Origin of the sequence: Bradyrhizobium sp. 2TAF36, assembly GCF_052114925.1 — a bacterium.
Lineage (GTDB): Bacteria > Pseudomonadota > Alphaproteobacteria > Rhizobiales > Xanthobacteraceae > Bradyrhizobium > Bradyrhizobium barranii.
The window spans coordinates 34,908-60,725 of the sequence record NZ_JBFRFR010000043.1 but is presented as its reverse complement, the minus strand read 5'-3'; the positions used below and the strand labels follow the sequence as shown (position 1 = coordinate 60,725).

At 63.0% G+C, this 25,818-nt stretch carries 28 protein-coding genes and 1 pseudogene; 17 read left to right on the top strand and 12 right to left on the bottom strand.

The annotated features are described in order from the left end of the window. Positions 1–17 precede the first annotated feature (17 nt). The 7 genes from AB4Z51_RS24500 to AB4Z51_RS24470 form a co-directional block, all read right to left on the bottom strand. Positions 18–893 (bottom strand): ABC transporter permease, encoded by an 876-nt coding sequence (locus AB4Z51_RS24500; protein WP_028158517.1) that lies wholly within the window; start codon positions 891–893, stop codon positions 18–20. Then, positions 890–1,723 (bottom strand): ABC transporter ATP-binding protein, encoded by an 834-nt coding sequence (locus AB4Z51_RS24495; protein ID WP_085399692.1) that lies wholly within the window; start codon positions 1,721–1,723, stop codon positions 890–892. Before AB4Z51_RS24495 ends, AB4Z51_RS24500 begins: the two co-directional genes overlap by 4 nt. After that, on the bottom strand, positions 1,720–2,769 hold the full coding sequence (locus AB4Z51_RS24490; RefSeq protein ID WP_085399693.1) for an ABC transporter substrate-binding protein: 1,050 nt from the start codon (positions 2,767–2,769) through the stop codon (positions 1,720–1,722). The genes AB4Z51_RS24495 and AB4Z51_RS24490 overlap by 4 nt, the downstream gene beginning before the upstream one ends. Next, on the bottom strand, positions 2,769–3,908 hold the full coding sequence (leuB, locus tag AB4Z51_RS24485) for a 3-isopropylmalate dehydrogenase (protein WP_085399694.1): 1,140 nt from the start codon (positions 3,906–3,908) through the stop codon (positions 2,769–2,771). Before leuB ends, AB4Z51_RS24490 begins: the two co-directional genes overlap by 1 nt. Further along, entirely contained in the window at positions 3,905–4,552 is a 648-nt protein-coding gene (leuD, locus tag AB4Z51_RS24480) for a 3-isopropylmalate dehydratase small subunit (RefSeq protein WP_085399695.1), read from the bottom strand. The genes leuB and leuD overlap by 4 nt, the downstream gene beginning before the upstream one ends. Next, positions 4,553–5,986, bottom strand: coding sequence for a 3-isopropylmalate dehydratase large subunit (leuC, locus tag AB4Z51_RS24475; protein ID WP_434057388.1), 1,434 nt, complete (start codon positions 5,984–5,986; stop codon positions 4,553–4,555). A gap of 142 nt (positions 5,987–6,128) precedes the next feature. Next, complete coding sequence (locus AB4Z51_RS24470) at positions 6,129–7,082, bottom strand: LysR family transcriptional regulator (protein WP_085399696.1); 954 nt, start codon at positions 7,080–7,082, stop codon at positions 6,129–6,131. Positions 7,083–7,379: 297 nt separating this feature from the next. Here AB4Z51_RS24470 and AB4Z51_RS24465 point away from each other — a divergent pair, with 297 nt between their 5' ends. Genes AB4Z51_RS24465 through AB4Z51_RS24455 form a run of 3 tightly spaced genes read left to right on the top strand, consistent with a single transcriptional unit; the run spans position 7,380 to position 11,249 of the window. After that, positions 7,380–9,065, top strand: coding sequence for a DUF6538 domain-containing protein (locus tag AB4Z51_RS24465; RefSeq protein ID WP_441498175.1), 1,686 nt, complete (start codon positions 7,380–7,382; stop codon positions 9,063–9,065). Next, positions 9,062–10,153 (top strand): hypothetical protein, encoded by a 1,092-nt coding sequence (locus AB4Z51_RS24460; protein WP_441498174.1) that lies wholly within the window; start codon positions 9,062–9,064, stop codon positions 10,151–10,153. Before AB4Z51_RS24465 ends, AB4Z51_RS24460 begins: the two co-directional genes overlap by 4 nt. Before the next feature lie 40 nt (positions 10,154–10,193). Beyond that, positions 10,194–11,249, top strand: coding sequence for a hypothetical protein (locus tag AB4Z51_RS24455; protein ID WP_441498173.1), 1,056 nt, complete (start codon positions 10,194–10,196; stop codon positions 11,247–11,249). A 254-nt stretch (positions 11,250–11,503) separates the two neighbouring features. On the opposite strand, the gene AB4Z51_RS24450 is transcribed toward AB4Z51_RS24455, so the two are convergent. After that, complete coding sequence (locus tag AB4Z51_RS24450; RefSeq protein WP_441498172.1) at positions 11,504–11,767, bottom strand: helix-turn-helix domain-containing protein; 264 nt, start codon at positions 11,765–11,767, stop codon at positions 11,504–11,506. 105 nt (positions 11,768–11,872) lie between these two features. On the opposite strand from AB4Z51_RS24450, the gene AB4Z51_RS24445 reads away from it, so the two are divergent. The 6 genes from AB4Z51_RS24445 to AB4Z51_RS24420 all read left to right on the top strand — a co-directional run bounded on the left by AB4Z51_RS24445 (position 11,873) and on the right by AB4Z51_RS24420 (position 17,075). Next, a complete protein-coding gene (locus AB4Z51_RS24445) occupies positions 11,873–12,193 on the top strand; it encodes a hypothetical protein (RefSeq protein ID WP_441498171.1) in 321 nt (106 codons plus the stop codon). A gap of 13 nt (positions 12,194–12,206) precedes the next feature. Continuing rightward, the gene (locus AB4Z51_RS24440; protein ID WP_441498170.1) at positions 12,207–12,779 is read left to right on the top strand and encodes a hypothetical protein; all 573 of its coding nucleotides are present in this window, start codon (positions 12,207–12,209) and stop codon (positions 12,777–12,779) included. Between the two features lie 174 nt (positions 12,780–12,953). After that, complete coding sequence (locus AB4Z51_RS24435; RefSeq protein WP_441498169.1) at positions 12,954–13,394, top strand: hypothetical protein; 441 nt, start codon at positions 12,954–12,956, stop codon at positions 13,392–13,394. Positions 13,395–13,561: 167 nt separating this feature from the next. Continuing rightward, the gene (locus tag AB4Z51_RS24430) at positions 13,562–14,008 is read left to right on the top strand and encodes a hypothetical protein (protein WP_441498168.1); all 447 of its coding nucleotides are present in this window, start codon (positions 13,562–13,564) and stop codon (positions 14,006–14,008) included. A gap of 95 nt (positions 14,009–14,103) precedes the next feature. Further along, positions 14,104–16,167, top strand: coding sequence for an AAA family ATPase (locus tag AB4Z51_RS24425; RefSeq protein WP_441498167.1), 2,064 nt, complete (start codon positions 14,104–14,106; stop codon positions 16,165–16,167). Then, on the top strand, positions 16,167–17,075 hold the full coding sequence (locus tag AB4Z51_RS24420; protein ID WP_441498185.1) for a 3'-5' exonuclease: 909 nt from the start codon (positions 16,167–16,169) through the stop codon (positions 17,073–17,075). The genes AB4Z51_RS24425 and AB4Z51_RS24420 overlap by 1 nt, the downstream gene beginning before the upstream one ends. Before the next feature lie 247 nt (positions 17,076–17,322). On the opposite strand, the gene AB4Z51_RS24415 is transcribed toward AB4Z51_RS24420, so the two are convergent. Further along, complete coding sequence (locus AB4Z51_RS24415; RefSeq protein WP_441498166.1) at positions 17,323–17,616, bottom strand: hypothetical protein; 294 nt, start codon at positions 17,614–17,616, stop codon at positions 17,323–17,325. Positions 17,617–17,708: 92 nt separating this feature from the next. On the opposite strand from AB4Z51_RS24415, the gene AB4Z51_RS24410 reads away from it, so the two are divergent. From AB4Z51_RS24410 to AB4Z51_RS24400, 3 genes are read left to right on the top strand one after another with little or no spacing between them, the layout of a single operon-like run. Beyond that, positions 17,709–18,110, top strand: coding sequence for a hypothetical protein (locus tag AB4Z51_RS24410; RefSeq protein ID WP_441498184.1), 402 nt, complete (start codon positions 17,709–17,711; stop codon positions 18,108–18,110). An 18-nt stretch (positions 18,111–18,128) separates the two neighbouring features. Then, on the top strand, positions 18,129–18,578 hold the full coding sequence (locus AB4Z51_RS24405; protein ID WP_441498165.1) for a hypothetical protein: 450 nt from the start codon (positions 18,129–18,131) through the stop codon (positions 18,576–18,578). Between the two features lie 2 nt (positions 18,579–18,580). Further along, positions 18,581–19,312, top strand: a complete 732-nt coding sequence (locus AB4Z51_RS24400; RefSeq protein WP_441498164.1) for an SOS response-associated peptidase — start codon at positions 18,581–18,583, stop codon at positions 19,310–19,312. Between the two features lie 58 nt (positions 19,313–19,370). Here AB4Z51_RS24400 and AB4Z51_RS24395 read toward each other — a convergent pair whose 3' ends face one another. Next, entirely contained in the window at positions 19,371–19,877 is a 507-nt protein-coding gene (locus AB4Z51_RS24395) for a response regulator (RefSeq protein WP_441498163.1), read from the bottom strand. A gap of 29 nt (positions 19,878–19,906) precedes the next feature. Then, positions 19,907–22,465 carry an HWE histidine kinase domain-containing protein gene (locus AB4Z51_RS24390; RefSeq protein WP_441498162.1) on the bottom strand — a complete coding sequence of 853 codons (2,559 nt, stop codon included), beginning with the start codon at positions 22,463–22,465 and terminating at the stop codon, positions 19,907–19,909. 1,059 nt (positions 22,466–23,524) lie between these two features. Here AB4Z51_RS24390 and AB4Z51_RS24385 point away from each other — a divergent pair. Then, positions 23,525–23,713 (top strand): annotated as a pseudogene (locus AB4Z51_RS24385) (DUF6894 family protein); the annotation flags it as partial. 227 nt (positions 23,714–23,940) lie between these two features. Here the strand turns inward: AB4Z51_RS24385 and AB4Z51_RS24380 are convergent. Then, on the bottom strand, positions 23,941–24,156 hold the full coding sequence (locus AB4Z51_RS24380; protein WP_441498161.1) for a hypothetical protein: 216 nt from the start codon (positions 24,154–24,156) through the stop codon (positions 23,941–23,943). A 222-nt stretch (positions 24,157–24,378) separates the two neighbouring features. Between AB4Z51_RS24380 and AB4Z51_RS24375 the strand changes: the two genes are divergently transcribed. From AB4Z51_RS24375 to AB4Z51_RS24360, 4 genes are all read left to right on the top strand, one after another. Next, the gene (locus AB4Z51_RS24375; RefSeq protein ID WP_441498160.1) at positions 24,379–24,642 is read left to right on the top strand and encodes a hypothetical protein; all 264 of its coding nucleotides are present in this window, start codon (positions 24,379–24,381) and stop codon (positions 24,640–24,642) included. Positions 24,643–24,841: 199 nt separating this feature from the next. Further along, positions 24,842–25,060, top strand: a complete 219-nt coding sequence (locus tag AB4Z51_RS24370; RefSeq protein WP_441498159.1) for a hypothetical protein — start codon at positions 24,842–24,844, stop codon at positions 25,058–25,060. Further along, on the top strand, positions 25,057–25,266 hold the full coding sequence (locus AB4Z51_RS24365; protein WP_441498158.1) for a hypothetical protein: 210 nt from the start codon (positions 25,057–25,059) through the stop codon (positions 25,264–25,266). The genes AB4Z51_RS24370 and AB4Z51_RS24365 overlap by 4 nt, the downstream gene beginning before the upstream one ends. Positions 25,267–25,442: 176 nt before the next feature. Next, positions 25,443–25,745 carry a plasmid stabilization protein gene (locus AB4Z51_RS24360; RefSeq protein ID WP_441498157.1) on the top strand — a complete coding sequence of 101 codons (303 nt, stop codon included), beginning with the start codon at positions 25,443–25,445 and terminating at the stop codon, positions 25,743–25,745. The last annotated feature ends 73 nt before the right edge of the window (positions 25,746–25,818 follow it).

Genomic DNA, 25,818 nt, shown 5'->3' with positions numbered 1-25,818 from the left:
GCAGGCCGCTGCTCGGGCTACTCCGCGAGATTATGCTGCTGCCAGCGCAGCAGATAGGCCTGCAATCGCCAGATCAACGCGGACAGCGCGACGCCGACCAGCATCAGCACGACGACGGCGACCATCATTCCCGATGCCTCCGCGCGTGCCTCGGATTCGATGATCAGGCGCCCGATTCCCCGTTCCGCACCAATGAACTCGCCGACGATCACGCCGATCAGGGCGAAGGAGATCGCAGGCGTCAGCGAGGCGAAGACCCAGGCCATGGTCGAGGGGATGACCACCGTGCGGGTGATCTGCCACTCGCTGGCGCCGAGCAGCCGCGCCGCGTTGACAAAACCCTCGTCGATCGAGCGCGCCCCTTCGAACGTATTGAAGAACACGAGGAAGACGACCACGATCCACGACGTGACGATCTTCGAGGTATCGCCGATGCCGAAGGCCAGCACGATGATCGGCGCCAGCGCGATGCGGGGGATCGAGTTCACCGCCGTGATGAACGGCTGGAAGATCGCGCTGAGCCGGTCCGAACGGCCCAGCACGAGGCCCGCGGCAAAGCCGCTGCTGACACCGGTCACGAACCCGAAGAACGTGTTCTTCAGGGTGACGGCGGTCGCGATCCAGAGATTGTTCTCGGATCGCGCCATGCAGCGGGCGAATTCACCATTGAACCAGCCGTTGAACACGCCGAGCTTGGACTTGAGGCAGCTCAGGATCAGGAAGTGCTCGAAGATGTCGGACGGCTTGGACACGAAATAGGGGTCGAGCAGATCCGGCACCAGCCAGGGAAGGCGGCCGTGCAGATCGTACCCCCACTGCCAGATCGACAGGAAGCCGACGCAGATCAACATCTGCCAAGCCAACGTTCTGCCGGGGCGGCGCGCTCGCCTCATGGCTTGCGGCCCTTGATGAATTCCTCGCCGAGCGAGTGCCAGATCAGCTGAAACAGCTCGGCATAACGCGGCGTCTCCCGGATCTTCACCGCATTGCGCGGGCGGGCGAAATCCACCTCGAAACTCTCCTTGATCCGGCCCGGCCGCGCGGAAAACAGAATGATGCGGTCCGCCAGCGTCAGGGCCTCGCCGAGATCATGGGTCACGAACAGCACGGTCTGCTGCTCGCGTTCCCAGATGCGAAGCAGCACGTCGTGCATGTCGATCTTGGTGTGGGTGTCGAGCGCACCGAACGGCTCGTCCATCAGCAGAACCTGCGGCTCGACGACCAGCGTTCGCATCAAGGCGGCGCGCTGGCGCATGCCGCCCGACAGCGCCGAGGGATAGGCATTGTCGAAATCCTGCAGCCCGGCTTGCGCCAGGCAGGCACGGACACGATCCTTTCGCTCCGCCGCCGGGACACCCGCCAGTTCGAGGCCGTAACCGATGTTGTCGGCGACGGTGCGCCAGGGAAACAGGGTATCGCGCTGGAACACATAGCCGACATTGGGCGTCGCCTGTCCTGGGACGACGGGAGTACCATCAATCAGGATCTGCCCGCTGGTCGGCTTGACCAGGGTTGCGATCATGTTGAGGACGGTGCTCTTGCCCGAGCCGGATGGCCCCAGCAGGGCGACGAATTCGCCGCGCCGGACATTGAACGAGACGTCGCGCACGGCCTCGATGGCCGTACCCGCCAGCTGGAAAGTCTTGCACAAACCGCGCACGTCGATGCGCCGCGTCTCAGGCGGCGCATCGACGTGCGGCGTGTGTATAGCCTGGATCGTCAAGCCGGATAGGCCTTGCGTGCCGCTTCGATGAAGCTGGTGTTGACAACGTCGGCCATCGCGAGCGGCTTGATGCCGGTCATTTCACGAAACCAGACCTTCTGACCGCGCGCGAAGCTGGCGGCATCGATGATGCCTTCGTAATCGGTGACCTTCTTCATGACGCCGCTGTCGAAAATATTCGCATCGCGCGACGTGCTTCCGACGTAAGGCTCGATCATATCGTAGATCTCTTCGGGAGAGTGCCCCTTGATCCACAGGGTGGCGCGCCACAGCGCCGTGACGAACGCCTGCATCTTCTGCGGGTCCTTGTCGATGGTCGCCTGCAGCGTGAAATGAGACGTCACCGGGACCTTGCCGCCGATGTACTTGGCCCAGACCGCCTCGTCCGTTCCATCGAACAACAACGCGCCCCAGCCCTGCTCGACCGAATCCTTCAGGATCGATGGCGAGTTGATGAGAACATCGACCTGTTTCGTCTTCAACGTGCCCATCATGGTGTCGACATTGCCGGTGCCGATCCAGGTCACCTTGTCGTCCAGTCCCATGGTTTCCATGTAATAGGACGCCCAGACGTGGTTGGTGCCGCCCAGCGACGACACCGAGACGATCGGCTTTCGTCCATCGGGCCGCTTCCACTTCGCCAGCGCCTCCAGGCTGGTGATGCCCTGATCGAACAGATCCTTGCGGATGATGAAGATCGCGGCGTTGCTGCGGGTATCGACCGGCATCAGGACCCGCGCGCTGCGGCCGTGATTGCTGAGCTGCATCGGGTGGGTGATGTCGCCGATACCGATATCGCCCTGGGACGACGCAATGATCTCGCGCGTCTTCACCCCGCTGCCGCCCTGGATCAGCTTGCAGTCGAGGCCGGCCTCCTTGAAGAATCCGGCCCGGTCGGCGACGAATTGAGACTGATAGACCGGAATGGCCACCGGATAGATCACGCGGCCCGACGGGGTATCCGCCCATGCCCGCCCTGCCGCCATGGACGCACCGGCGCCGGCGACGATCGTCAACGCGGCCCGTCTGGTGACCCGAGTCCTCATCACGCGTGCTCCCTCTCCTTGCCGACCACCTTGTCGAGCGCGTTCAGAACCGCATCGCCCATCTCCTGGGTCGAAAGTCTTTTTGCGCCAGGTTCGGCGATATCGGCCGTTCTCGCGCCGGCAGCCAGGGCCGTATCCACGGCCTTCTCCAGCAGCACGGCATCATCGGGCCGATTGAGGGTGATGCGCAACATCATCGCGACGCTGAGGATCGAGCCGAGCGGATTGGCGATGCCCTTGCCCGCAATGTCAGGCGCGCTGCCGTGGACCGGTTCGTAGAGCGCCTTGCGGCGGCCCAGCCGGTCCGGCGGCCCGAGCGAGACCGACGGCAGCATGCCCAGCGAGCCCGACGCCATGGCGGCGCAATCGGAGAGAATGTCGCCGAAGATATTGCAGGTCACCATAACGTCGAACTGCGACGGCGCCCGCACGATCTGCATGGCGGCGTTGTCGACATAGAGGTGGGTCAGCTCGACATCGGAGAATTCCGCCTCATGCAGTGCGGTGACTTCCTCGCGCCACAGCACGCTGGTTTCCAGCACGTTGGCCTTGTCGACGGAGCAGACCCGGCCTTTGCGGGTCCGCGCCAGTTCGAACGCGGTTCGCGCCACCCGGCGAATCTGGCTGGTGGTGTATTGCTGGGTGTTGAAACCGCGGCGCTGGCCATCGGGCAGCGTTTCGATGCCGCGCGGTTCGCCGAAATAGATACCGCTGGTGAGCTCGCGGATGATGATGAAGTCGACATCCTTTAACACCGAGGCCTTGAGCGGCGCGGAGTCCGCCAGCGCCGGATTGGCGACGATGGGCCGGAGATTGGCATAGAGGTCGTACTTGCTGCGCAGCGACAGCAGGCTTCCCGCCTTGCGTGCCGCCGGAGGGACCTCAGTGGTTTCAGGACCACCCGTCGCGCCCCAGAGTATAGCGTCGGCCTCCTCCATCGCCTCGATGGTGTCGTCCGGCAGCACCTTGCCCGTCGCCAGATACGGGATGAGACCGTATTGCGCTTCGCGCAGCGCCACGGGAATGCTGCGCCTCGCCGAAAACCATTTGAGAATACGGTGGGACTGGTCGGTCACCTCGGGACCGATGCCTTCACCGCCGACCACGGCGACCTTGATCATGTTCGAGAGCGTGTTCATGCCAATTGTCCTGCCTGATGTCCTGCAAAGTGAATCCACGGCCGCGCGTCGCGGTCGCAGGCCTGGAATGCGCGGATCTCGTGGTCGCGCCGCAACGTCAGCGAAATCTCATCTAAGCCTTCGAGCAGACCCGCACGCCGGCGCGGATCGATCTCGAAGACGTGCCGCACGCCCGATGGCGAGGTGACCGTCTGCTCCTGCAGGTCGACACTGACACGTCCCGCGCCCTGGCTCGCTTCGATCTCCGCGGCGAGGCCGTCGATGACGGCCTTGTCCAGCATGACAGGCAGGATGCCGTTCTGGAAGCAATTGGCGAAGAAGATGTCGCCGAAGCCGGATCCGATGATGGCGCGGATGCCCATTTCCTGCAGCGACCACACCGCCGCCTCCCGCGACGAGCCGCAGCCGAAATTCGGACCCGTGACCAGGATCTCCGCGGCGCGATAAGGCTCGCGATTGAGGATGAACTCCGGATTGTCCGAGCCATCAGGCAAATAGCGGAGCGAACCGAACGCCCACTTTCCGAGACTGCCGCGGACGGAATTTCCGATCATGCGGTTGATGCTGATGATGACGTCCGTATCGACATTGGTGCGCATGATCGGCGCTGCGGTCGCGGTGAGCTTGGTGAAGGCTTGGGGCATCTAGCGCTCCATGGTTCGGACGTCGGCGATGGCACCGGAAACCGCCGCCGCCACGGCCATGGCCGGACTCGCCAGATGGGTGCGGGCACGCGGCCCTTGGCGGCCGATGAAATTCCGGTTCGACGTCGACACCGAGCGCTGGCCGGGCGGCACGGTTTCACCGTTTGCGGCAAGGCACATCGAGCATCCGGGCTCGCGCCATTCAAAGCCCGCGTCGATGAAGATCTTGTCGAGCCCTTCGGCCATTGCATCGCGCCTGACGGTCTCGGAACCCGGCACGACCCAGGCCCGCACGCCCGGCGCAACCTTGCGGCCGCGCGCGATTTCGGCTGCGGCGCGCAGATCACTGAGACGGCTGTTGGTGCAGGAGCCGATGAAGACCCAATCCACCGGCGTGCCGGCGATCGGCGCGCCCGGCTTCAGGCCCATATAGTCGAGCGCGATCTCGATCGCGCCGCGGCGCGCGGGATCGGCGATATCAGCGGGATCCGGAATGCGGCCATCGACACCGAGGACGTGTTCGGGACTGGTGCCCCAGGTGATCTGGGGGATGATGGCCCCGACATCGATCGACACCTCGCAATCGAACATTGCGTCGCTGTCGCTCTGTAGCGTCCGCCAGGCCGCGACGGCGCGCTCCCACATCTCGCCTTGCGGCGCGTAGGGACGGCCGCGGATATATTCGAACGTCGTGTCGTCCGGGGCGATCAGCCCCATCTTGGCGCCGAGCTCGACCGACAGATTGCAGATGGTGAGCCGCCCTTCGATCGGCATGTCCCTGATGGCACTGCCGGCATATTCGACGGCATAGCCGGTGCCGCCGGCGGCGCCGACATGGCCGATCAAGGCGAGGATGAGATCCTTCGCCGTCACGCCGAACGGCAGCCGGCCGTCGAATGTCACGCGCATGGTTTTCGGCCGGCGCTGGATGATGGTCTGGGTCGCCAGCACATGCGTGAGCTCGCTGGAGCCGATGCCGAAGGCGAGCGCGCCGAGCCCACCATGGGTGCAGGTGTGGCTGTCGCCGCAAACGATCAGGCAGCCGGGCAGGCTGAGCCCGAGCTCCGGCCCGATGACATGGACGATGCCCTGCCCCGGCTGGTCGAGGTCGAACAGCCGGATGCCGCTGGCGGATGTCTCGGTCCGCAACGCCGCCAACAGCTCCCACCCGGTCTTGATCGTGCCGGCACGCCCGGACGCCGTCGAAATCGCATGATCCGGCGTGGCGAAGGTCAGTTCGGGATTGTGGACCGGAATGTTGCGGCTTTTGAGATTGATCAGGCCGCTGGAGCCGCCGAGGTCATGCAGCAGATGGCGATCCACGTGAAGCAGATCGGTGTCATCGCTGACATGGGCGATGACATGCTGGTCCCAGATTTTGGCCAGCAGCGTGCGGCCACGCGTGTCCACGATCCGTCCTCCCCTGTTCGGCATCTGATGTGCCGTGTTGCCGCCGATCATGCCGACCGGCAGCGAGCTTGAGAAGCAGGATAGAAGTCCGTCGCGGAAATGTGCAGTGACGGTTGAGCAGGGTGCCATCGCGGCCGGCGATGGCTGGCCTCTCGCACGAGCGATGCTAGCTTCTGCCGCGCACGACCGTCAGCCGGTCGGAGACACCGCCTGTGGTGAGACGCGCATCATCATGGGTCCGCAAATGCTCCACCAGCAGCTTCGTGACCGAGGGCAACGACTTGTAATCGCGCACGCCGATGACCAGGTCGCGTCGCGCCCAGGACTCATCGAGCGGGACGGTGACGAGACTGTCGACGCCGTAGCGGTCGCGAACGATCTCCAGCGGCACGACACCAACCCCCATCCTGGCATCGACGACGCGAAACAGCGCATCGAAGCTGCTGACGCGGATGCGCACCTTGAGGTGCTGCCCGAGAGCCGCGGCGGCCCGGACACACAGCGTCTCGATCGAACTGCCCTTCTCCAGGCTGACGAAATCGAAATCGACCAGCTCGCGGAAGCGAACGCTGTTGCGGCCCGCCAGCGGGTGGTCGCGCGTGACCAGCGCGACCAGGCTGTCGCTGCGATAGGACAGCAGCTCCAGATCCTGACCGTCGATGTTGCCGCCGAAAATGCCGATGTCGGCCCGGTTCTCCACCACCGCGCGCACGATCGCGGGGCTGAGATCCTCCTCGATGTCGATGTGGACCAACGGATGCCGCTCCAGGAACAGGCTGAGCTCATCCGCCAGGGCTTCGAGGATCGCGGACTTGTTGGCACAGATCCGGATCAGCCCGCGCTTGCCCTGCCGGTATCCCGTCAGCTCGCTCTCGAGCTTGCTCAAATTTCCCAGGATGATGCGGGCGTGCTCGAGCAGGGCGAAGCCAGCCGGTGTCGGCTCGATCCCCTTCGAATGACGATGCAGCAGCTCGACCTGGAACAAATCCTCGATATCCGAGACGCGGCGGCTGACCGCGGACGCAGCGATGTTCTTCTTCTCCGCCGCCTTCGCGATACTCTGCTCCTCGACGATCGCCACGAACAATTGCAGCGTGAGGAGATCGATTTTGGCGGTCATCCGTCAGATCCTCGACCGGGCCCTCGCTAGGGGGCCATTGTGGAGAAGCTTTGCGGCCGGTCGCAAGTGCGGTGTCAGATTATGGTCCCCCGGGGACGACACCAGAGGCTGCCGCGACGCAGAGAGGCTGTCTTTGACGGGGCTTTCTCAAAGCCGTTTTGATATGGCGGAGAGGGAGGGATTCCCACCACCCCCGTTAGTCTAACCCGCTGATATTTCAAATTTTATCGACGGAATAAGGGCTTCCTGCATGTCCCGGGGCTACACCAAGGGGCTACACCATTGGGAAGCAACCGCATGCCGGGGCCGGTCCGCAAGAAGAACAAGGACGGGACCTTCAAGAGCGAGATCTACTGGCTCCGCAAGAAGGTCCCGGAGCGCTATCGGGCCGTCGTCGGACGCCGGGAGGTCTGGCGCTCGCTCGAGACCGACCACTTCAAGACGGCCCAGGTCAGGTGCAACAAACTCAGCCTCGATCTGGACAGGGAATGGGAGGACCGGCTGCGGGCCGCCCAAGACGCCGCCAAGAAGGCGGTCAAGCCGGCGCGGAACATGACCGACTGGGACCTCAGCGGCCTCCAGCGCGTCGTCCACGAGCAGGGTCGCGAGGCCCTGATCCGCAATCCGCCCCCGGGCGCCAAATGGGCCTACGGCACCCATGTTCGCGATGAGGAGGAGAACGACGAGCAGCGCGAGTTCGACGAGCAGGCGCTGGAGGACTTCCTGAGCCGCACCGGCTACGACCTGACGGAGGCCGACCGTAAGCGCTTCCTGCCCATGTTCGTCGAAGCTCGGCGCCAAGTTTCGGTCGACCTCGCGCGGGCCGCCAGGAAGCAGGACTATTCGGAGAGCGACGCCTTCGACAAGAATGCGCCCTCGTTGTCGGCGCGCATCGATCTGCTGGAAGCATTCGAGTTCTACTGCCAAAAGGCGGACATCAAGGGTGGAGCGAACGGTCCGACGGCCAAGCGTTGGCGGCCGAAAATCGCGGCGTTCTGTTCATTCATAGGGCACACCGACCTCTGCCGAATGACGAGGGACGACGCCTACAAGTGGGCCGACCATCTCGGCGAGCAAGGAATCGCGAAAAAGTCGATTCGCGAAGTCTGGATCGCTTCCCTAAGGGCGACCGCCGGCTTTCAGATCGAGCGCAGCAAGTTCAAGGGAGAAAATCCGTTCTCCCGCATTCGCGTCCGGGGCGTCAAGCCGACGAAGCAGTCGAACCAAAAGGGATTCTCCGACGCGCAGGCGGAGAAGATCCTCACCGCCACGCTCGGCACCTTCTCGCACCTGACGACGCCCGAGACGCGGGCGGCGCGCCGCTGGATCCCCTGGATCTGCGCCTACACCGGCGCGCGCGTGAACGAGATCACCTCGCTCCTGCCCTCCGACATCCGACCGGATCCGGAGACCGGCATCGTCTGCTTCTATCTGCGCCCCGAAGTGACCAAGGGCGACTACGAGCGCGTCATCCCGGTGCACTCGCATCTCGAAGAACAGAAGTTCTTCCACTACGTCGACAAACGTCGGAAGGCTGGCCTGCCGCTGTTCTACGATCCCAAACGCGCCGAGGGCGGTGAGAACGCCGGTCCGCAATGGCAGAAGATCGCCGAGCGGCTCGGAGAGTGGGTCGTCAACAGCCTCAAGGTCACTGGCGTCGCACCGAATCACGGCTGGCGCCATCGCTTCAAGTCGGTCGCGCGCGACGTCGATATGCACTCCGAGGTCGAAGCTTTCATCACGGGGCACGGCGGATCGGACGATCCGAACGAGATCAAGAAAATCAGTCTCAAGTACGGTGACCGGTGGGTGAGGACGCTGCGGAAGGCCATCGAGCTCTACCCGCGCTACGAGATCGCGGCCCTGAACGAGCCGCCCGTGCCGCACCGGCGCGTCCGGCGCAGCCCGGAGCAACTCGCTTCGGATCCGAAAACGATCCGTCGGCGCGCCGCAGCTCAACGCGAGCGGGGGACGGCGGCATGAAGTTCGATTACCGCTTCACCTATCGGGTCACGTACGTCGTCCGGCGCGGAAGGAGGAGCCGTCCCGCCTACCTGACGGGCGTGCAGCCGGTCGAGATCGTCGAAGTGGATCCTGCGGAGGCACCGCTCGCCTACGGCATCACGACTTCCCCGTATAACGGTCAACATCACGAGGTCAGGGCGTTTGGCGGCTCCCTTTGGTGGCAGATGTTCGATCGCAGCGGCAATCCGCTGGAGGTTTCGGCTTTTATCCAGCAAGCCGGCGCCGATTGGTGGAAAGTAAGCCGGGTTCTCGACCCGCTCCGCCGCACATACTACGTCGATCAGGCCCGGACGCTGAAGGAGTTTCTGGAAGGCCGTGTGCTCAGCAAAGACGAGAAGAAGTTCGACGACTCAAATCGCGAGGTCCAGGCGAAACAGGCGGAGCGGGATGCCTCGAACGTGATCTTCTGCGGCGGTCGCGTCCTGTTCAACGGCGGCGACCCGGTCTGGTATGCGAATCGTGACGACGTAAGCCGGCGCGTCGATCTGGAAATCGGCCATTCCGATCTCGATCGACTGTACTACGACCACAAGCTCGGCAGGGGATTCATGACCACCGGCCCGGATCGCAAGGAGCGGATCACCTGCGCTTCCACTTCGTTCGCGTTCGGGCTCGACGAGAAGGATCTCGCCCTCGCCGTGATCGACGATCTCGGATACGAGGTCAATTGTCACTCCGAATCCACGGCCTTTTCTGATCACGTTCCGAGTTCTTCCGCCGCTCTGTGCGTGCGGGCTTCGGCCCAAAATCTGCGTGACATCGCATGCTGGCATCCCGAGATGCGGCGTGATCTCCCTGAATTGAAGGATGCGTCGAGGACGAGCCCACCGTCGACGCTTCGCGCCGATCAAGAATTGCTCCGACGCTTCGTCTCCCTCTCATATCGATGGCAGTTCGGCGACCATGCGGACCGCGTCGATGCTGCGCGCAAGGCTCTGGATCGGCTGGAGGCATTCGAGCCGCTTTCCGAGATCGACGAAGAGGCCCTTTCGATGCTCGGAAGCCTGGATCTTGACGACCGGCCAAGCACCGATCCGGCCGCCTAGACAACCGGGTCGCAGCAACCGATTTCACAGAGAAGCTTCCATGAATGAAGTGCCCCTCACCATCCGCGTTCCGTACGAGCAGTGGTTCGTCCCCCGGCGCTGTCGCACCATGAGGCCCGATTGGTTCATGGACCAGCGGCCGGTGATGATCCCACTCGTCGAGCCGGAAGAGGCTCCGATCGCCTACCGCATCAAGTCGAATCCGCTTCCATTGGCTCCGGACGAGTGCCGGGATTATGCCGTGCGGGTTCTCGACGAGAAATTCTGGTGGCCGCTGTCGCGAAGCGACGGCAAAGGCTTCGTAAGCCCCGCCGAGTTCAGCCAGGCCGCGGCCACCGGCCTACCGCAGGCCGTATTGGCGATCGACCCGTCCATTTCGGTACCGACCGGGCGCTGGCCGCTCAACCTGTTCGACCAGGGCTCTGTCCGCTCCGTCGGCGAATCGGACAGGGAACTGCGCTGGGGTTATGTTCAAGCGAATAGGCTGCGATTGGCGTTCTGCGGCAACCAGGTTCTCGTGGAGGCTGGCGAGCCGGTCTTCTATGCCGTGCCTTCGCGAGGCGGAGTCGAGATCGACGTGGGCCCGTCGGCCTGGGATCGCTGCAAGCAACGTGACGAGTTGCCGGGACCCGATCGCCAGCAGCGCCGCGAAGCGGCGCGTAAGGGTCTTGCTTTCGGCCTCGGAGAAGTGGAAGGCGGCCTGCGCGTGCTCGCGGACAACGGCTTCGGCGTGCATCGGACCGCAGACATCGAGATCCTTATCTGCGCTTCCGAGACCGGCGCCGCGGCATTGCTGTGCGCCCGGGCGCTCGCGGAATTCCTCTGGGAGGAGGCAGGCCACGACGGGTTTTGGACCGACGCCCTCAAACGCAGCGTGCGAGCCATCGCCAATTCCGGGGCGCCCGGAGCGAGCGCACAGGACCTTGTTCACCGAGACGTGCTCGAGCAGATCGCGTGGAGTAACGATACCGTCGTCTTGAGAGAATACTTTAAGGAAGTTCGCGCGGCCCGCGACATCCTGGCCAGGTGGAAAGTTCTCGGCATTTCCGGCTTTGCCGCAAAAGACGATGCCGCACTTGCTCTTCTAGCCGGCTGACTCGCTGCATCGGCCCGCTCGGCAATGTTTATAGCGGCTTCTTGATCATCCTCGGTTGATGCCCCGACAGCGCTTGCGTGCCAATGCCGCGAAAGTCGCTTTCAACTACCCTTCGACGGGCCGAGCGAGTTTGTGGTTTTGTCTCAGGATATTGCGTGTTCCGCAATCGCCCGTTTGATGCGCGCTGATCACGGTCCGAACGATCGGCTCGACCGTGGAGCAATCGCCGTCCGGCTTCCCTCCAAAAACCGAAGCTAACGACGTCGTAGCCTGACCCCCTCGCCTGTCGAGTCTCCCCTGAAGATGAATTCGACGTGCATTTCGTGCTCCATCTTCGCCTTCATCTCTTCGAGGACCCGGCGCCGTCTCGGATCGACGGGGCCGCCGGGCTTCATCGTTTCGATGAGCGCGAGCGTCTTGCGGGAAATGCCGAGCCGCTCGGCCAGCGCTTCCTGATCGTATTCCAGGAGCGCCCTCGCCGCTCTGATGAGAGTCGGGGTAAGAAGTTCGTCGCTCAAGTCGTCCTTCACTCGCGGTTAACCATCCTCAATATTTCAGTAGCAAGGTGCTACCAAAGCTCGCCGTTGCGTGCTATGTGACTTATCACATAATGGGGAAGCCGAATGAAATATTGGCACTACATCGCGAGCGAGAAGTGGCGGACCTCGCCGGTCCGCCTGGCGGAACTGGAGGAAGCCCAATACCGCTGCCGCATCTGTTTCCGTCCGGGAACGGAAGCGTCGCCGATCGAGGCCCACCACGCTACGTACATCCATCTCGGCTGCGAACAGCGCGGCGAATTGCTGGCCATCTGCCGCGACTGTCATGAGGAAGTAACCAGCTTCCTCCGCCGGCGCGGCTACCGGCGGCGCCGCCCCCGTCGGGCCGACGTCCCCACTCTTCGCGACCCGCGCATTTCCCTCGTCGATCCCACCTGGAAGTAGGAGAACTGGAATCATGCACGCCGAAAGCATCCGGCTTCGCATCACCGGCACCAAACGTCTCGTCATGCATTGCGGACGCTTGGCCGATCCGCTCGATCCCATCACGAAGAACCTGATGCGGCTCACCAAGAAGCGTTCGAAAACGGAGGCCGATCACGAGGAGATCGGACGCGTCGAATGGAACGGCGGATTGTGGTTGGACGTCGGCTCTCCCTGCATTCCGGCGGAGGCGCTGATGGCCACCTTCGTCGCGGCCGCCAAGACACGGCGCCGCGGCGACGAAGCGAAGGTCGGCATGACCGTCGAGCATCATGCTCCGCTGATCTACGACGGGCCCGCCGATCTCGACGAACTCTGGGAGGACAAAAAGTTCAGGCTGCGCGTCGGTGTGAGGGTGAAGGGCGCGCGGACGATGCGCACGCGGCCGTGCTTCAACGACTGGAGCGCCGAGTTCACGGCGCTGTACTTCCCGAGCATCTTCGACCGCGAGCAGATCCATGATCTCTTCGTCGTCGCGGGCTTCATGAAGGGTTTGGGCGACTGGCGCCCGATCAACGGCAACTTCTCGGTGGAGATCATCGAGTAGCGGACACCCACGGGTGGGGCGTGGCCCGGCGAGCTAGTGGCACGGCCCGGCGTGGCGTGGCGAGGTGGAGAGCAGAGACGCTCTCCCGACCGGTGGAGAGCTCTCGAGAGCTCTCCACCACCAATTCGGCGTCGTGGCGCGCCGGCACGTGAACGACGAACATCAGGAGAAGAGATGAACGCGAATAGCAGACCCCGCCGCAACTCACGCGGCAAGACCAAGGCCGGCAGGGCGTCGTCGCCCCTGGTGTGGTGGCGTTCGGTGCCGGCGCCCGATTTCCACCGCTCGGCGATCGACGTCATGCGCGGGTCGATCGCCAACATCGAAATGCTCCACGAGCCGCGCTGGCGCGAAGCCGTCGCCGGCCATGCCGCCAGCGCGTTCAATCTCGTGCTGTCAATCGATGCCCTGGGGCCGTGCCAGTCGAAGCTCGACCTCGCGATGACCGCGTTGGTCATCTGCGCCTTCGAGGGCAGCCCCGGCGCGTGCGTCGTGGTCGCGAGTGTGATCAGTCGCATGAAGAGGATCCGCGCGAAGGAAGACCTGGCGTACTCCTGGGCGCTTCGCGCCTCCGCCTTGTTGGCGAACCGAACCGCGATCGGAACGAACGGGTGAGCGGTACGTCGCCTGATGTCAGTGCAAGTTAGAACGATTCCCTTAACCAACCGGTAGCCAAAGCTGTAACTTCGGTGACTTTATGCTACCAATCTCGTCTCGGCCGTGCTATGTGACATATCACATCAAGATGATTTCCGTCTCGATGGTCATCAGAGGAGAGTAGAGTGAGTACGCAGCGCAAGGTCCCCCAAGAGAACGCCACCCCCGAATTCCGCTCGATGGACGAGATGTCCTTCAGGGCGTTGCGCTGGTGGCGCAGCACGAGGGCAGACAACTTCCACGCGCCCTCGCTCGGCCAGATGAAGGCCGCCGTCGCCAACGTCGCGATGCTCGCCGAGCCCCGCTGGCGCGATGCGGTTTCGGGCGACGCCTCCGCCGCCATCGCCATCGTGCTGGCGATGGGGGTCCACAACTCCCACACCCTGAAGTTCGACATCTGCATGACATCTCTGGTGGTCTGCGCGTGCGAAGGCGACGCCGCATCGTGCCTGGTGATCGCCTGGGTGCTCAGGCGGTTGCCGAAGGCGAAGACCCGCCAGAAGCGGCTCGCCACCTCCTGGACCGTTCGCGCGATGCGGCCGCTCCTCGCGCGCGCCGGGCTGGAGCCCTGAGATGAGACCGCAGATAGCGCACGATCGTACATCGACCATTCCGGTAGCGACGGGTCCCCGCCGCTACCGGGCAGCTTCGACATGGAGTTACGGCAATGAGCCACGGCGACGGAGACGAGCAGAGCCACGCGCGCGCGACCAAGGGATTCTCCCGCTTGGCCTCGTTGAGCGCGACTGCGCGTGAGTGTCTAGAAAGCGAACAGGATTTCGACGAAGATTCGTGCGACGACTGCGCCACGGATGCGGCCGAAGACATCATTCCCGATTCATTCACGCCGCGCGAGACACTGGTGTCCGCCGCGCTCGCTGCCGCGCTCACGCCCGCTATCAGGGAAGCCCTGAAAACTTCTTCCTCCCGGGCCCTCGTGATCTCGGTTCCGTCTACGGCTTGGATCTCGCCCGTGAAAGATCTCTTCGCGCGGCGCCCCTTCGGACGAAAGTGGACCTGTTTCGCACGCGATGGATCCGACCGCAGAGTACATCAGCCGTCCGTCGGTAACGCGGACGTCGCCACCGCCCTAGCGGCTGGAGCGTCGGTGGTCGGCATCGCCGTCGCCCCGGAGCAGGTTCTTCCGTCGACGCTCATTGCGGCCGCGGACTTTCGACTTCGCCTCAAGTTCGTACCGAACATCGTCGAAGAGGCGATCCACAAGGTGTACGACGTCGCGACGCTAATCGAGAAGCACGATCTCATCGGCCTCGACCTCGAGGACGTCGTCGCGGTCATGAGACCGGGCAGCACGGAGCGAGACATCAAGACTCGCTTGTCCTCGGCGGCGAAAGTGCACATCGGCAAAGTCGGAACGGACGACGTCCCACTCCTCGAAACAGCGGTCGAATACGGCGCCGCCCGGGACTGGGCTTTGGCGTTGGCGCGCGACATTCGGGAGTATCGCGCCGGAAGTCTGCCGTGGAGCGCAGTCGACAGAGGGGCCGTCTTCCATTCGGGGCCGGGCATGGGCAAGAGCGTGCTCGCGAGAAGCATCGCTCGCGCATGCGAATCGGCGTTGATCGTAGGTAGCGTCGGCGAGCTCTTCGCATCGAGTTCCGGCTACCTCGACGGCGTCATCAAGGCGCAACGCGAACTCTTCGCGAAGGCGATCGCCGCGGCACCCTCGATCCTTTTCCTGGACGAAATCGACGGCCTGCCGTCCAGAAACTCTCTGAGCTCCAGAGGGCGGGACTGGTGGATGCCGGTGATCGAGGATTTCATGTTGCTGCTGGACGACGCCACCAGCGCGCGACGCGAGGGCGTCGTCGTGATCGGCGCAACGAACCGCATCCAGGCCATCGATCCGGCGATCCTCCGGCCCGGAAGGCTCGAGCGCACCATCGAAATCACGACACCTGGCGCAGAGGGCATCCTCAATATCCTCCGCTTTCACGTGCGCGACAGTCTGCCGGAGCAGGAACTGCGATCTCTGGTGGACATGCTGGATGGTTTCACGCCGGCCGAGATCATGGAGACGGTAAGAAGCGCGCGCCGCACGGCACGGGTCGCCGCACGCGATCTTTCCACCGACGATCTCAAGCGTGCCGTCATGCCGGCAGCGATCGTTCCGCCGGCAGCGCTCAAGCGTATCGCCATCCACGAAGCCGGCCATGTCGTCGCCGCCATCGCCGCCGGCGTCGGCAAGGTCAGATCGGTCAGGATCGGCGGTCGTCAGGGCGCCGGCGGCGTGACCAGCATCGACCCCGCATCAATCGATCTCGCCACGCGCCAGTCGATCGAGAAACAGATTGTCGGCATCTTGGCAGGGCGCGCCGCGGAAATCGTGCTGCTTGGCGCCCCTTCCGCAGGGGCCGGTGGAAGCGACCGGTCCGACTTGGCAATGGCGACGCGCCTCGCGGCGAGTATGGAGCTCTCCCTTGGATTGGGCGACAACAACCTGGTCTTCGTCGGCGACGCCGACGCGGCGCTCAAGGAGTTGCGGCTCGATCGGACCGTCCGGCATCGGGTCGACGAGATGCTGCAGCGACTGCAAAAGCGGGCCTGCACGATCGTCGAAAATCGCCAGGGCGAGGTGCTGGCCATCGCAGACGCTCTCATCGAGAAGGGCTTCCTCTCGGGCGAAGAGATCGCGAAGATCCTGACCCGCACGTTCGTCGGCGACGGAGACATCCTCGAAGCGGACGAAAACGGGAGCGCCTTGACGTGATGCCGGAAGCGACAAGCTCCCCGGATCTGGAGACACTGGCAGCATTGCTCGAGAGCAGTGGCGAATACCGGATCCTCAGGCGATTGCGTCTAGCAAACCCCTCTCTTCCTCCTGCCGGAACTCCGATGCGACGTGGCGTGCTCGTTGACGTTGAAACGACGGGCCTGGATCCGGCGACCGACGAGATCATTGAGCTGGCCATGCTCGCCTTCAATTACTCCACCGATGGCTCGTTCGTTGCCCCTGCGGGCTCGTTTGATCAACTGCGCGATCCAGGTCGACCGATTTCGCCAGACGTCACTAGGTTGACCGGCATCACCGACGAAATGGTCGTCGGTCGGAGCATCGACTGCTGCGCCGTGGACGAATTCATCGAAGATGCGGTTCTAGTGATCGCTCACAATGCAGCCTTCGACCGCAGATTTTGCGAACGGCTCCTCCCGTCCTTTGCGACGAAACCGTGGGCCTGCTCGTTGCGCGAAGTCGATTGGGCTACGGAGGGTTTCGAGAGCGCGCGCCTTTCGGCTTTGGCCGCAGGCCATGGTCGCTTCTTCGACGGCCATCGCGCGATGCACGATTGCGAGGCTGCGCTTGACGTGCTTTCGCGTCCGTTGCCGCGGACCGGGCGGACCGCTTTCAGCGTTCTCTTGGATTCCGCGCGTCGCCCTAGGTGGCGGCTTCGTGCCGTGGGCGCTCCGTTCGCCCTACGAGAACGCCTGAAGCTCCGGGGGTACCGTTGGGAGGCCGGCAAGGGCATGGCGCCCGGCGCCTGGTGCACGGAAACCGACCAAGATTCCATTGAGGCCGAATGCGAATTTCTTCGGATCGATATCTACCGCCAACCGGCGCCGCCCATTGAAGCGCGGCTACTGACCGCCTACGAGCGTTACTCGGAAAGATCCGATTGAGCTGGACCCCACCGCGTCCAGGGAAGCTTTTAGTCGGAGCGATAGCGGCTCGGCCTATCCGACTTCGAGATGATGAATGATTGGTCTCAGTCCGTCAGCCGACACTTCGAGACTCGCGAGCGACATCGGTAGCTTGAAGCGACGCCGCCCTGCGCTCCCAGGATTCTCGTTGAGCAAGTCGTTCATGGTGTCGAACATGGGCCCCTTCCGGCCTGAGCAAGCCGTGAGTATCAGAGATGATGGCAGGTCATCGAAACGTCCGGTTCACGCGCTTGTCCCACGTTGGGCGCGGCTTCTTAGCAGGCTTTGCCACCTTCGCCGGTACAGCTTCCCGACAGACGCTTTGCAGCGCCTCCATCACGGCGACCACGTTTTCGCCTTTGGGCTGTACCTCCGGGCGGATGGTATTTCCTGCACCGCTTTGGTTGATCACATCAACCGGACAATTGACAAAAGAAAGACGCAGAAGCTCTTCCAGTTGGCGCGTGGGGCCTACGCAGAACTCCAATTCGGGTCGGCTTGGATCAAAGACGAACGGCAAGGTATGGGGTCCGACAGCATACACGCCCTCAGAGACAATTATTTTTCACGCCGGGTCTCGACTCCGGTGTTCTTGTTATGTTCTATATGATCATGACGGACCGACCCGCGAGCTGGCGCATGCCAACCCCCAAGCAGATGGACAAGATAGCCACTCTCGGCGGCAGAAACGTGCCTCAGAAGCCCGGATTGGCGCCCGACGCCGATCTGCCGCCGGAATACTGGCAGGCGCTCCTGGATGACCCCCGCGCAGACGCGCGGCCAGCGAAATTTGAAGCAGCGCTGCGGTTAGACCAGATTCCGCAACATCTTCTGAGGGTCGGGTGCCGCCGCTGCGCCAGGATCGTCGAGATCCAGAAGGTCGACGCCGCCCGCCTCTACGGTCCGGACGCAATCTGGAAGCACGTCGGCCAGCGGCTATTGGACAATACCTGCGCGCAGCGGACTGGGCGCCATGAGGAAGATGGCTGCTGGCCATATTACGACGTCACCTAGTTCGCCGATTGGACGACCATGGCCCCCAAACACCACCCGACGCCCCTTTCCGGAGGCGACCGCAAGGCACTGAGCAAGGAGCTCGGCCGGGCCCGCGCGATGACGACGATCCTCACGGCGCAATCTGCAGAGTCTCGGGCAAAGGGTGAGGCCCTAATCAGGCAGGCCGATAAGTTACTCTGCGAGTCTTGGAATGAGCGCATGTGGGCCGACGGCGGCCCGATCGATCCGTCGCCGGCGGTCGACCAGGCCGTCAACGGTGGCTATCCATGGCTTGAGATCGAGTGCTCTCGCTGCAAGTCGAAGCGCGACGTCGATTTGGCCACGTTGCGGCACCCGCCGACCACGTTTATCCACGACCTAGCGAGCCGGCTCCGATGCAGCAAATGCGTTAGGGCTAATCGCCGCCCGCCGGCCACGCTGCTACAATTGACGCAGCGCCCCCGCCAGGCCGCTTCGGAGACCTGACGATGTGCAATCTCTACTCGATCACCACTAACCAAGCTGCCATCAGCGCGCTGTTCCGCGTTGTCAACCGGTACGTCGGCAACCTCGCGGCTATGCCTGGCGTCTTTCCCGACTATGAGGCGCCCATCGTCCGGACCGGCGCCGACGGCCGTGAGCTTGCGACTGCACGATGGGGCATGCCGTCTTCCTCCAAGGCGTTGATGGACGCCACGAAGAAGCGCGCCGAAAAGCTTCGCGCCAAAGGCAAGACCGTCGACTTTAAGGAGTTGCTCCGGATGGAGCCCGACGGCGGCACGACCAACATCCGCAACGTGAAGAGCAAACACTGGACGCGGTGGCTCGGCGTCGAGAACCGGTGCGTGGTGCCGTTCAACTCGTTCAGCGAATTCAATAAGGCCGAAGGCGGTGACATCTGGTTTGCGCTCGACGAGAGCCGTCCGCTCGCATGCTTCGCCGGCATCTGGGCGAACTGGACGTCGGTTCGGAAGATAAAGGAAGGTGAGACCACCAACGACCTCTACGCCTTCCTGACGACGGAGGCGAACACGGAAGTCTTCGCCATCCATCCGAAGGCGATGCCCGTGATTCTGACGACGCCGGAAGAGGTCGAGATCTGGATGACCGCGCCGGCGGAGGAAGCCCTAAAGCTGCAGCGACCGCTGCCGGACGACACGCTGCGGATCGTCGCCCGAGGGGCCAAGGAAGACATCGCGAACTCCGGATCGGCGGGGTAGGTATCACTCGTGCCTCACCGGTTGAATTGGCGTTTCCCAAGCCACCGTTTTCCCGGCGTCAGCCAAGGACCATCCGTTGCAGTTCCGCGATCATGTGCCCCACATGGAACGGCTTGGCGAAGAACCGGCTGCCCGACGGAAGGTCGTCCTCCGTCAGCAAGACCTTTCCTGACACGACCACGATCTTGATCGGGGGCCAACGGTCGCGCACCGCATGAGCCAACTTCACGCCGTCCATCGAACCGGGCATCTGCACATCCGTGAAAAGTACGGTGATGTCCGAGCGGGCATGCAGGATCGCGATCGCCTCGTCCGCATTCTTGGCTTCGACGGGAACGAAGCCCGCGTCATGGACGACATCCATCGCGTGCATTCGGAGCAATGGGTCGTCCTCAACGACCAGGACAGCATATTTACGCGGACTCATTTTCAGTCGTTCCGAAAATCGCCATCCGACATGGCTGGGCTGACTCAATATCGATGGATTCAAAAACAAGGTTTGTCTCGGCGACCCAGACCAAATTCCGAAGCTCCGCCAACGGCAAGCGACAAGTTCTGCCGCCATCAATCGTTCCGATTCCCAAGACCCGAAAGTTAGCGCTTGGCACCGGGCTCGGTCGCCAGCACGACGCCGAGCTTCTTCGCTAGATCGGCCAATGTGATCGGCTTCCGAACGACAGGAACGTTCCCAAACCTCTCCGGTATCGTCACCGAGTCGCCGTAGCCGGTGGCAAACAGGAACGGCACGCCCCGCTTCTGCAAATGGTCCGCAAGCGGTGCGGAGGTCTCGCCGTCGAGATTGAGGTCGAGAACCGCGACGGCCGGCAATGACGCGTTCAAGGTCGCCATGGCGGCCGCGACGTTCGGCACGGAGTAGACCTTCGCGGCACCGAGCTTGAGGAGGACCTCTTCCGTATCCATCGCGATCAAGGCCTGATCTTCGACGAGGAGCACCGCGAGTCCGTCCAATTGATCGCTCTTCGCCGGCGGGGCCAGGGAATGAGCCACCGTCCGCGTCATGAAGGGCGACATGACGTGTCGCCCTGGGATTTTGAAATTTCCGACGAGACCCGTCGGGCGGTAGTCGATCGTCACTTCGCCGCCGAGGTCGTACTCGACCGACGTGCGGATCAGCTTGCTTCCGAAGCCGAATTCGGAAGGCGCCACGACCGCCGGACCGCCGGTCTCGACCCAGTCAATCTCGCAATCGCCGACATCCGAAAGGGTCCACTTGATCGACAGGCGGCCGTCGGAAGTCGACAACGCGCCGTACTTGGCGGCGTTCGTCATCATTTCGTGCATCAGCAAAGCCACGACGCCGAACGCCCGGTCGGTCAATCCGAGCGGCGGCCCGTCGACCGCGACGTGATCCTCGTCGTTTCCGTACCGATGTAGGCTGGCTTCGGCTTCCATCAACGAGAGCAGATCGCCGCCCTGACCGCTCAGCGACTGGTCGTGGGCGAACGCGAGTGCACGGAGCCTGCCTTCGAGCGAGCGCGAATAGTCCTCAACCGTCTTGGCGTTGGCCCCCGTCTGCTGAGCGATGGATTTGACCAGCGCGATGATGTTCTTCACGCGATGGTTCAGTTCGTCGTTGAGCATGCGACGCCGCCGATCGGCGAAGGCACGCTCGTCGGCGGTCGCTTCCGCGTGACGCAGCACGACGTCCCTGAGGTAATTCCGGATGGATTCCGCCACCGCGCGATCTGCGTCGGTCCAGGGTTTGGACTGTCCGCGCACCTCTTCGCGCCACGTGTCAAAGCTGCCGCGCGGCGTGAGCCGGTCGCCGAAGGGGCTACTGACGATCGTCTTCTTCGGCTCGCCGGCCCATTCGATCTTGTAGGCCTCCTCGCTGCGAAAGAAGAACAGGTAGTCGCGCCCGTGGGACGACAGCGGCACCGCCAAGGCGCCGGCCACGAGATTACCGTAGTCCGCATCTCCGAGCATCGTCCGAAGGTCATGGGTCCGCCAGATCGTGTCGTCGGCGGTTTCATCGATGAACTCCACCAGCGGGGGTATCTTGTCCGCCGGCGGGGCGGACGGGGTATGGCTCCATTTTCCGTCCAGCCACAGCCCGGCGCCGTCGCAAGGAATCAAGGAAGCGAAATCCTCGAGCCGGCTGGCCATAATCTTGTTGACCGGCTCGTCGGGGGTCAGCAATGCGACGATAGTATCCAGCTTCTGCCGCGCCGCGCCCGCCGCGAGGAACTCCGCGCGCCGTTCGGCGCCCGCGACCTGCAGTGAAAAATACTGGCCGAACAGTTCCGCGCCGAGGCGCTGCGGAAGGGGGATGATCCGAGGCTTGTCGTGGTGACAGGCGATCAACCCCCAGAGCTTCTCGTCCACGACGATCGAGATCGAGAGCGAACCGGCCACGCCGATGTTTGCGAGATACTCGCAGTGGATCGGCGACACGCTGCGCAGGTGCGCGTACGACATGTCGATCGGCGAGACCTCCTCCGCCGAAAGAGGAAGAATGGGCACTGGCCTGTAAGCAGCGTCGCCGATCATCCTGATCCAGTTCAGGAGGTAAAGACGTCGCGCCTGGACCGGGATATCCGATGCGGGAAAGAACTGGTTCATGAAACTGTGAGAGCCGGCGTTCTTCGCTTCGGCTATGACCTGGCCGGCTCCATTGTGCAGGAAGCGGTAGACCATGACCCTGTCGTAGCCGAGCATGGCCCTGGCCAGCTTAGCGGCCGTGGCCGCGATGCCTTCGATGTTCGTTTCCAGGCCGATACGGCGTACGGCCGATTGCGTCATGTCCAGCGGATCGTCCGCGTTCGGGGACGCAGACGCCGACACTTCGAGTTCCACGAACAGCATCCGATCGTGCGTATGGATGGTGATGTCAAAAGGTTGCTCGATGTTCGGGAGCCTGTGGGCCCGCAGCGCCCCGGCGGTCTGCGAGCCGCCGGCCTTAGCTGCGGCATTCCGCAAGTCGTGGGCGGCGGTTTCGCCGATCGTATCGCCCAAGGTTTTTCCGATGATCCCGTCGTCTTTTAGGCCAAGGAAAGAAGCAGCGTTGGCGGACGTATGGGAGATGATGCCGGTAGCCGGGTCACAGATGAGCATCGCGCCATGGGGCTGGATGCTCCCCGGCGTGTGGATGGGCTCTCGGTCGCAGTTCGTGAGGTCGACGGGCGGATTCACGTAACACCTGGAAAGGGACGCAGTAAACGGGCAGAAAGGTTCACGCTTGGGGCGCAGCGTGTCTGGAGGTAATTCTTTCAGTGGATTGATATTTCGAGCCCGCGAGACAACGTTTTTTTGCCTTTTGGGTTCCCGACCGCCAGATCGTGTAAGCAGTGTAAAAGATGCGACCTATTCTGCGGTAGGGTGTGGTTGCTTGACCGTAATGAGCTCGAAACCGACAAGCCGTCCACATCCGAGGACCGCTAGAGGAAAGACCATCCACTTCGACTGGCGCTCGCACGGCTTCGCGGGCGCCCAACTCGGCTATCTGCTGAACGGCGCTTGATTCTTCCGCTAAGGCCCACAGGGACGTCGACGACTGCCACGCGTTGCTGGAAGTTTTTGACTTGCCGACGACCGGAGCGCCACGATCCACCGTTCGGCGTCTCGCCGGGGGTGCCGTCGCGGAGATCGGCGAAGTGCTTGGATCGATCGGCTACCTGCCCGGAAGGTCGCGCACGATAGAGGCCCACTCGGATAGCTTCGGCCTTGTCGTCGATCTCGCAGATACACGACAGAACCGCGCGATGACCCGGCGCGCGGTTTAGGTCGATCACTTTTGATCCGCAGGCGCCTGAGCGTTTGCCTTGTTGACATCTGCCTTGTTCGCTTCGTGATGACCGACTACGCAGCCGGCAGCAGCGCCGAGCTTGCCATGTCCTGCATGTGCCCGGCGACGCCTCCGACGATGGCGCCCTTGATGCAGCCCTTTGCGTCCGCGGTGGGCGCCATTGCGAGAGAAATCGCGGCTGCGCAAGCCGCTGCCAAAATCCAGAAGAAACCTTATCATCCGGACGATATCGTCAGGGCGATCAGGCGGGGTCGCTGCGGGCCGAGCATAGGAGYCCCTTGCAGATCCTATTGACGGCGCTGGAGAAGGTTCGACGTTCTTGCCGGGCCAGAGACTGTGAGCTTGAAGAAGCTGAGCGCGCTCTTCGAAACTGGGCCGCAAGCAAATGCTGCGTCACCCTCGATCGTTGAGCAGGTGCAGGCCCGACCGCTCATGGCCAGACCGAACTAGACCGCGAGGGCGAGGAGCTGCCCGACAAGCATGCGGCTTGGCGGGAGGCGACGGTGACCGCTGGACAGATTCTGCAAGGACTCGACGGCAAGTTGCGCCCGCAAGAGGACTGGAGCATGGAGGTCGTCGATGAGTTTCAGAACCCGCTCTACACCCTGCGTATCAGTGCCGAGAAGCCGAAGTGACGAAGCTCGTGATCGTAGCTGCGATCGTTCTCACGGCGCTTATTGCGTTCTCGGTGTGGGTGATCGCGCTACGACCTTCGAGACATCGGGTTCTTCCAGACCGTTCGCCTGCTGACATTCGCATGGCATGCCCGCCCCGCACTGACAGCCCTACTCGTCCCAAGTCTGGAACGGGTGGTTTTCGCAGACCCAGCACAAGCCGAAGCAGATCTGGCAATCGGGATCTATCAGGTGACCAACTCCAGCGGGCGGTCGGCACGGAACTTCTTGTAGTCGCTTATGGCCACGTTCGAGAGCATCAAGACCCGACGCTCGCCGCGACGAACCATTGTTTCCACTGACTCCAGCAGAACCTTACTCGCAACCGACGGATCGCCGAGGTCACCGGTGCGCTCAAGGTAATCCCAGGCGATCTGAATCGAATTTTCCATGACGACGGGCAAGGGCTCACTCATGGGAAGGAAACCAGTCTAAGGCGGGCATGTTCCTCCCGGCTGCCGATAGGTCTCAAATCCAGTGCAGATAGGCCGATTGCCGGGACTCGCGCGCGATCGGCGGAACGGTTGAGTTTCTGAGGCCGTGCCGGATCCGAAATCACAATCTCATGTGGCGGTCCGGAACGAATCGAGGATCACAAGGATTCGCTTAGGGAGAGGCCAGAACCGATGCTGACCAAGGAACGACGACCAGCGACCCGAACGCTCCGCGGCTGGGCACTCGCCGTGTTGCAGGAGGCCGGCGCTATTCACGAATGCGAAGAGCACGGCTGGGCGCGGGACCGCGCCGATCCTCATGCCCGTGATCGCGCCTTCGACATCGCCAGCCAGGATCCTCCGCCCGGCTTCTCGCCGGAGGAAGCCGTCGCGGAGGTCGGCGACGTGCTGGGATCGATCGGCGACACTTGCCCCGAGTGCCTGCCAGGGCATTGAGGGGCAAGCGGCCAAAAAGGAAGATCTTTTGCGGCGCCGTAACGTGTTTGGTTCCAGAAATTGTGAAGGCGCTTAGGCCGTTTTTCCTGTTGGCACCTCCGACAGCCGGGCCTTAAATTTGGTCCGTCGCTGAGCGGCCCGAGGCAACTATCGGCGACGAGAACACTGTTGTGGTCCCGCCCCAGGAGCAAGCTGCGCCATGTCGAAACGGCGTCGTTTCAAGCAATCAATTTCCCTCAAAGACCGGCTCGCCAATTTCGCCGAGGAAGCCCTCAAGAAGGCATCGAATCTTCCGCCCGGCACCGATCGCGAAGAGATGCTCAAAAAGGTCCGCCCGGCAGATATCGCGTCCCATATGGACGAATGGTCCCATTCGAGCGAACCGCAGCCGCCGACCCGGAGCAACGACGAACCATGAAAGCGATAGACGACCGGACGATGGCCAATCTCGATGTCGCCCTCGAGGAAGCTTGTCGATCCCTCCCTCATGGGGGCGATCACGACATCAGACGGGAGATCGCACAAAAGCTGCTCGACAGCGCCGTGCAAGGAAACAAGACGTTGTCCGGATTGACCGAGGTGGCTCGCGCAGCTCTCTCGGAGGCGATCAAAAAGTCCGCCTGACAGGACGACACGCCATCGTTGTTCTCATCGCAATAAATGGTGAGCAGCGGGACCGCGTCGTCGCGTGCATGCTTGGAGCCGGTATCGCTCCCGCGTTGAATGACATCTCGAGCTAGGAACTGGCGGCCCCTTTCCAGTCTTAAAACGAATATTTTTCAATCGACGGGAGCAACGAGATGCCTCGTGGCGACAAATCAAGTTACACGAACAAGCAGAAAAGGCAGGCCGAGCACATTGAAGAAGGGTATGAGCATCGCGGGGTTCCCGAGAAGGAAGCCGAGCGGCGCGCCTGGGCGACCGTCAATAAAGAAACCCACGGCGGGAAGAAGAGCGGCTCGGGTCGTAGCACTAAGGAAGATCACTCGCCGTCCCGGAAGGGTGGTCGATTGGGAGGCGCGGCATCGGCCAAGCGGCCGGCGTCGGAGCGTTCGAAGTCCGCCAAGAAGGCGGCCAAGACCAGAAAGCGACGCGCGGCCTAGATAATCGAATGGAGAGAAAGATGGGTCTTGAAGCCTTCTTTTTCCTTGGATCGCTTGTGCTTCATGGCGCCGA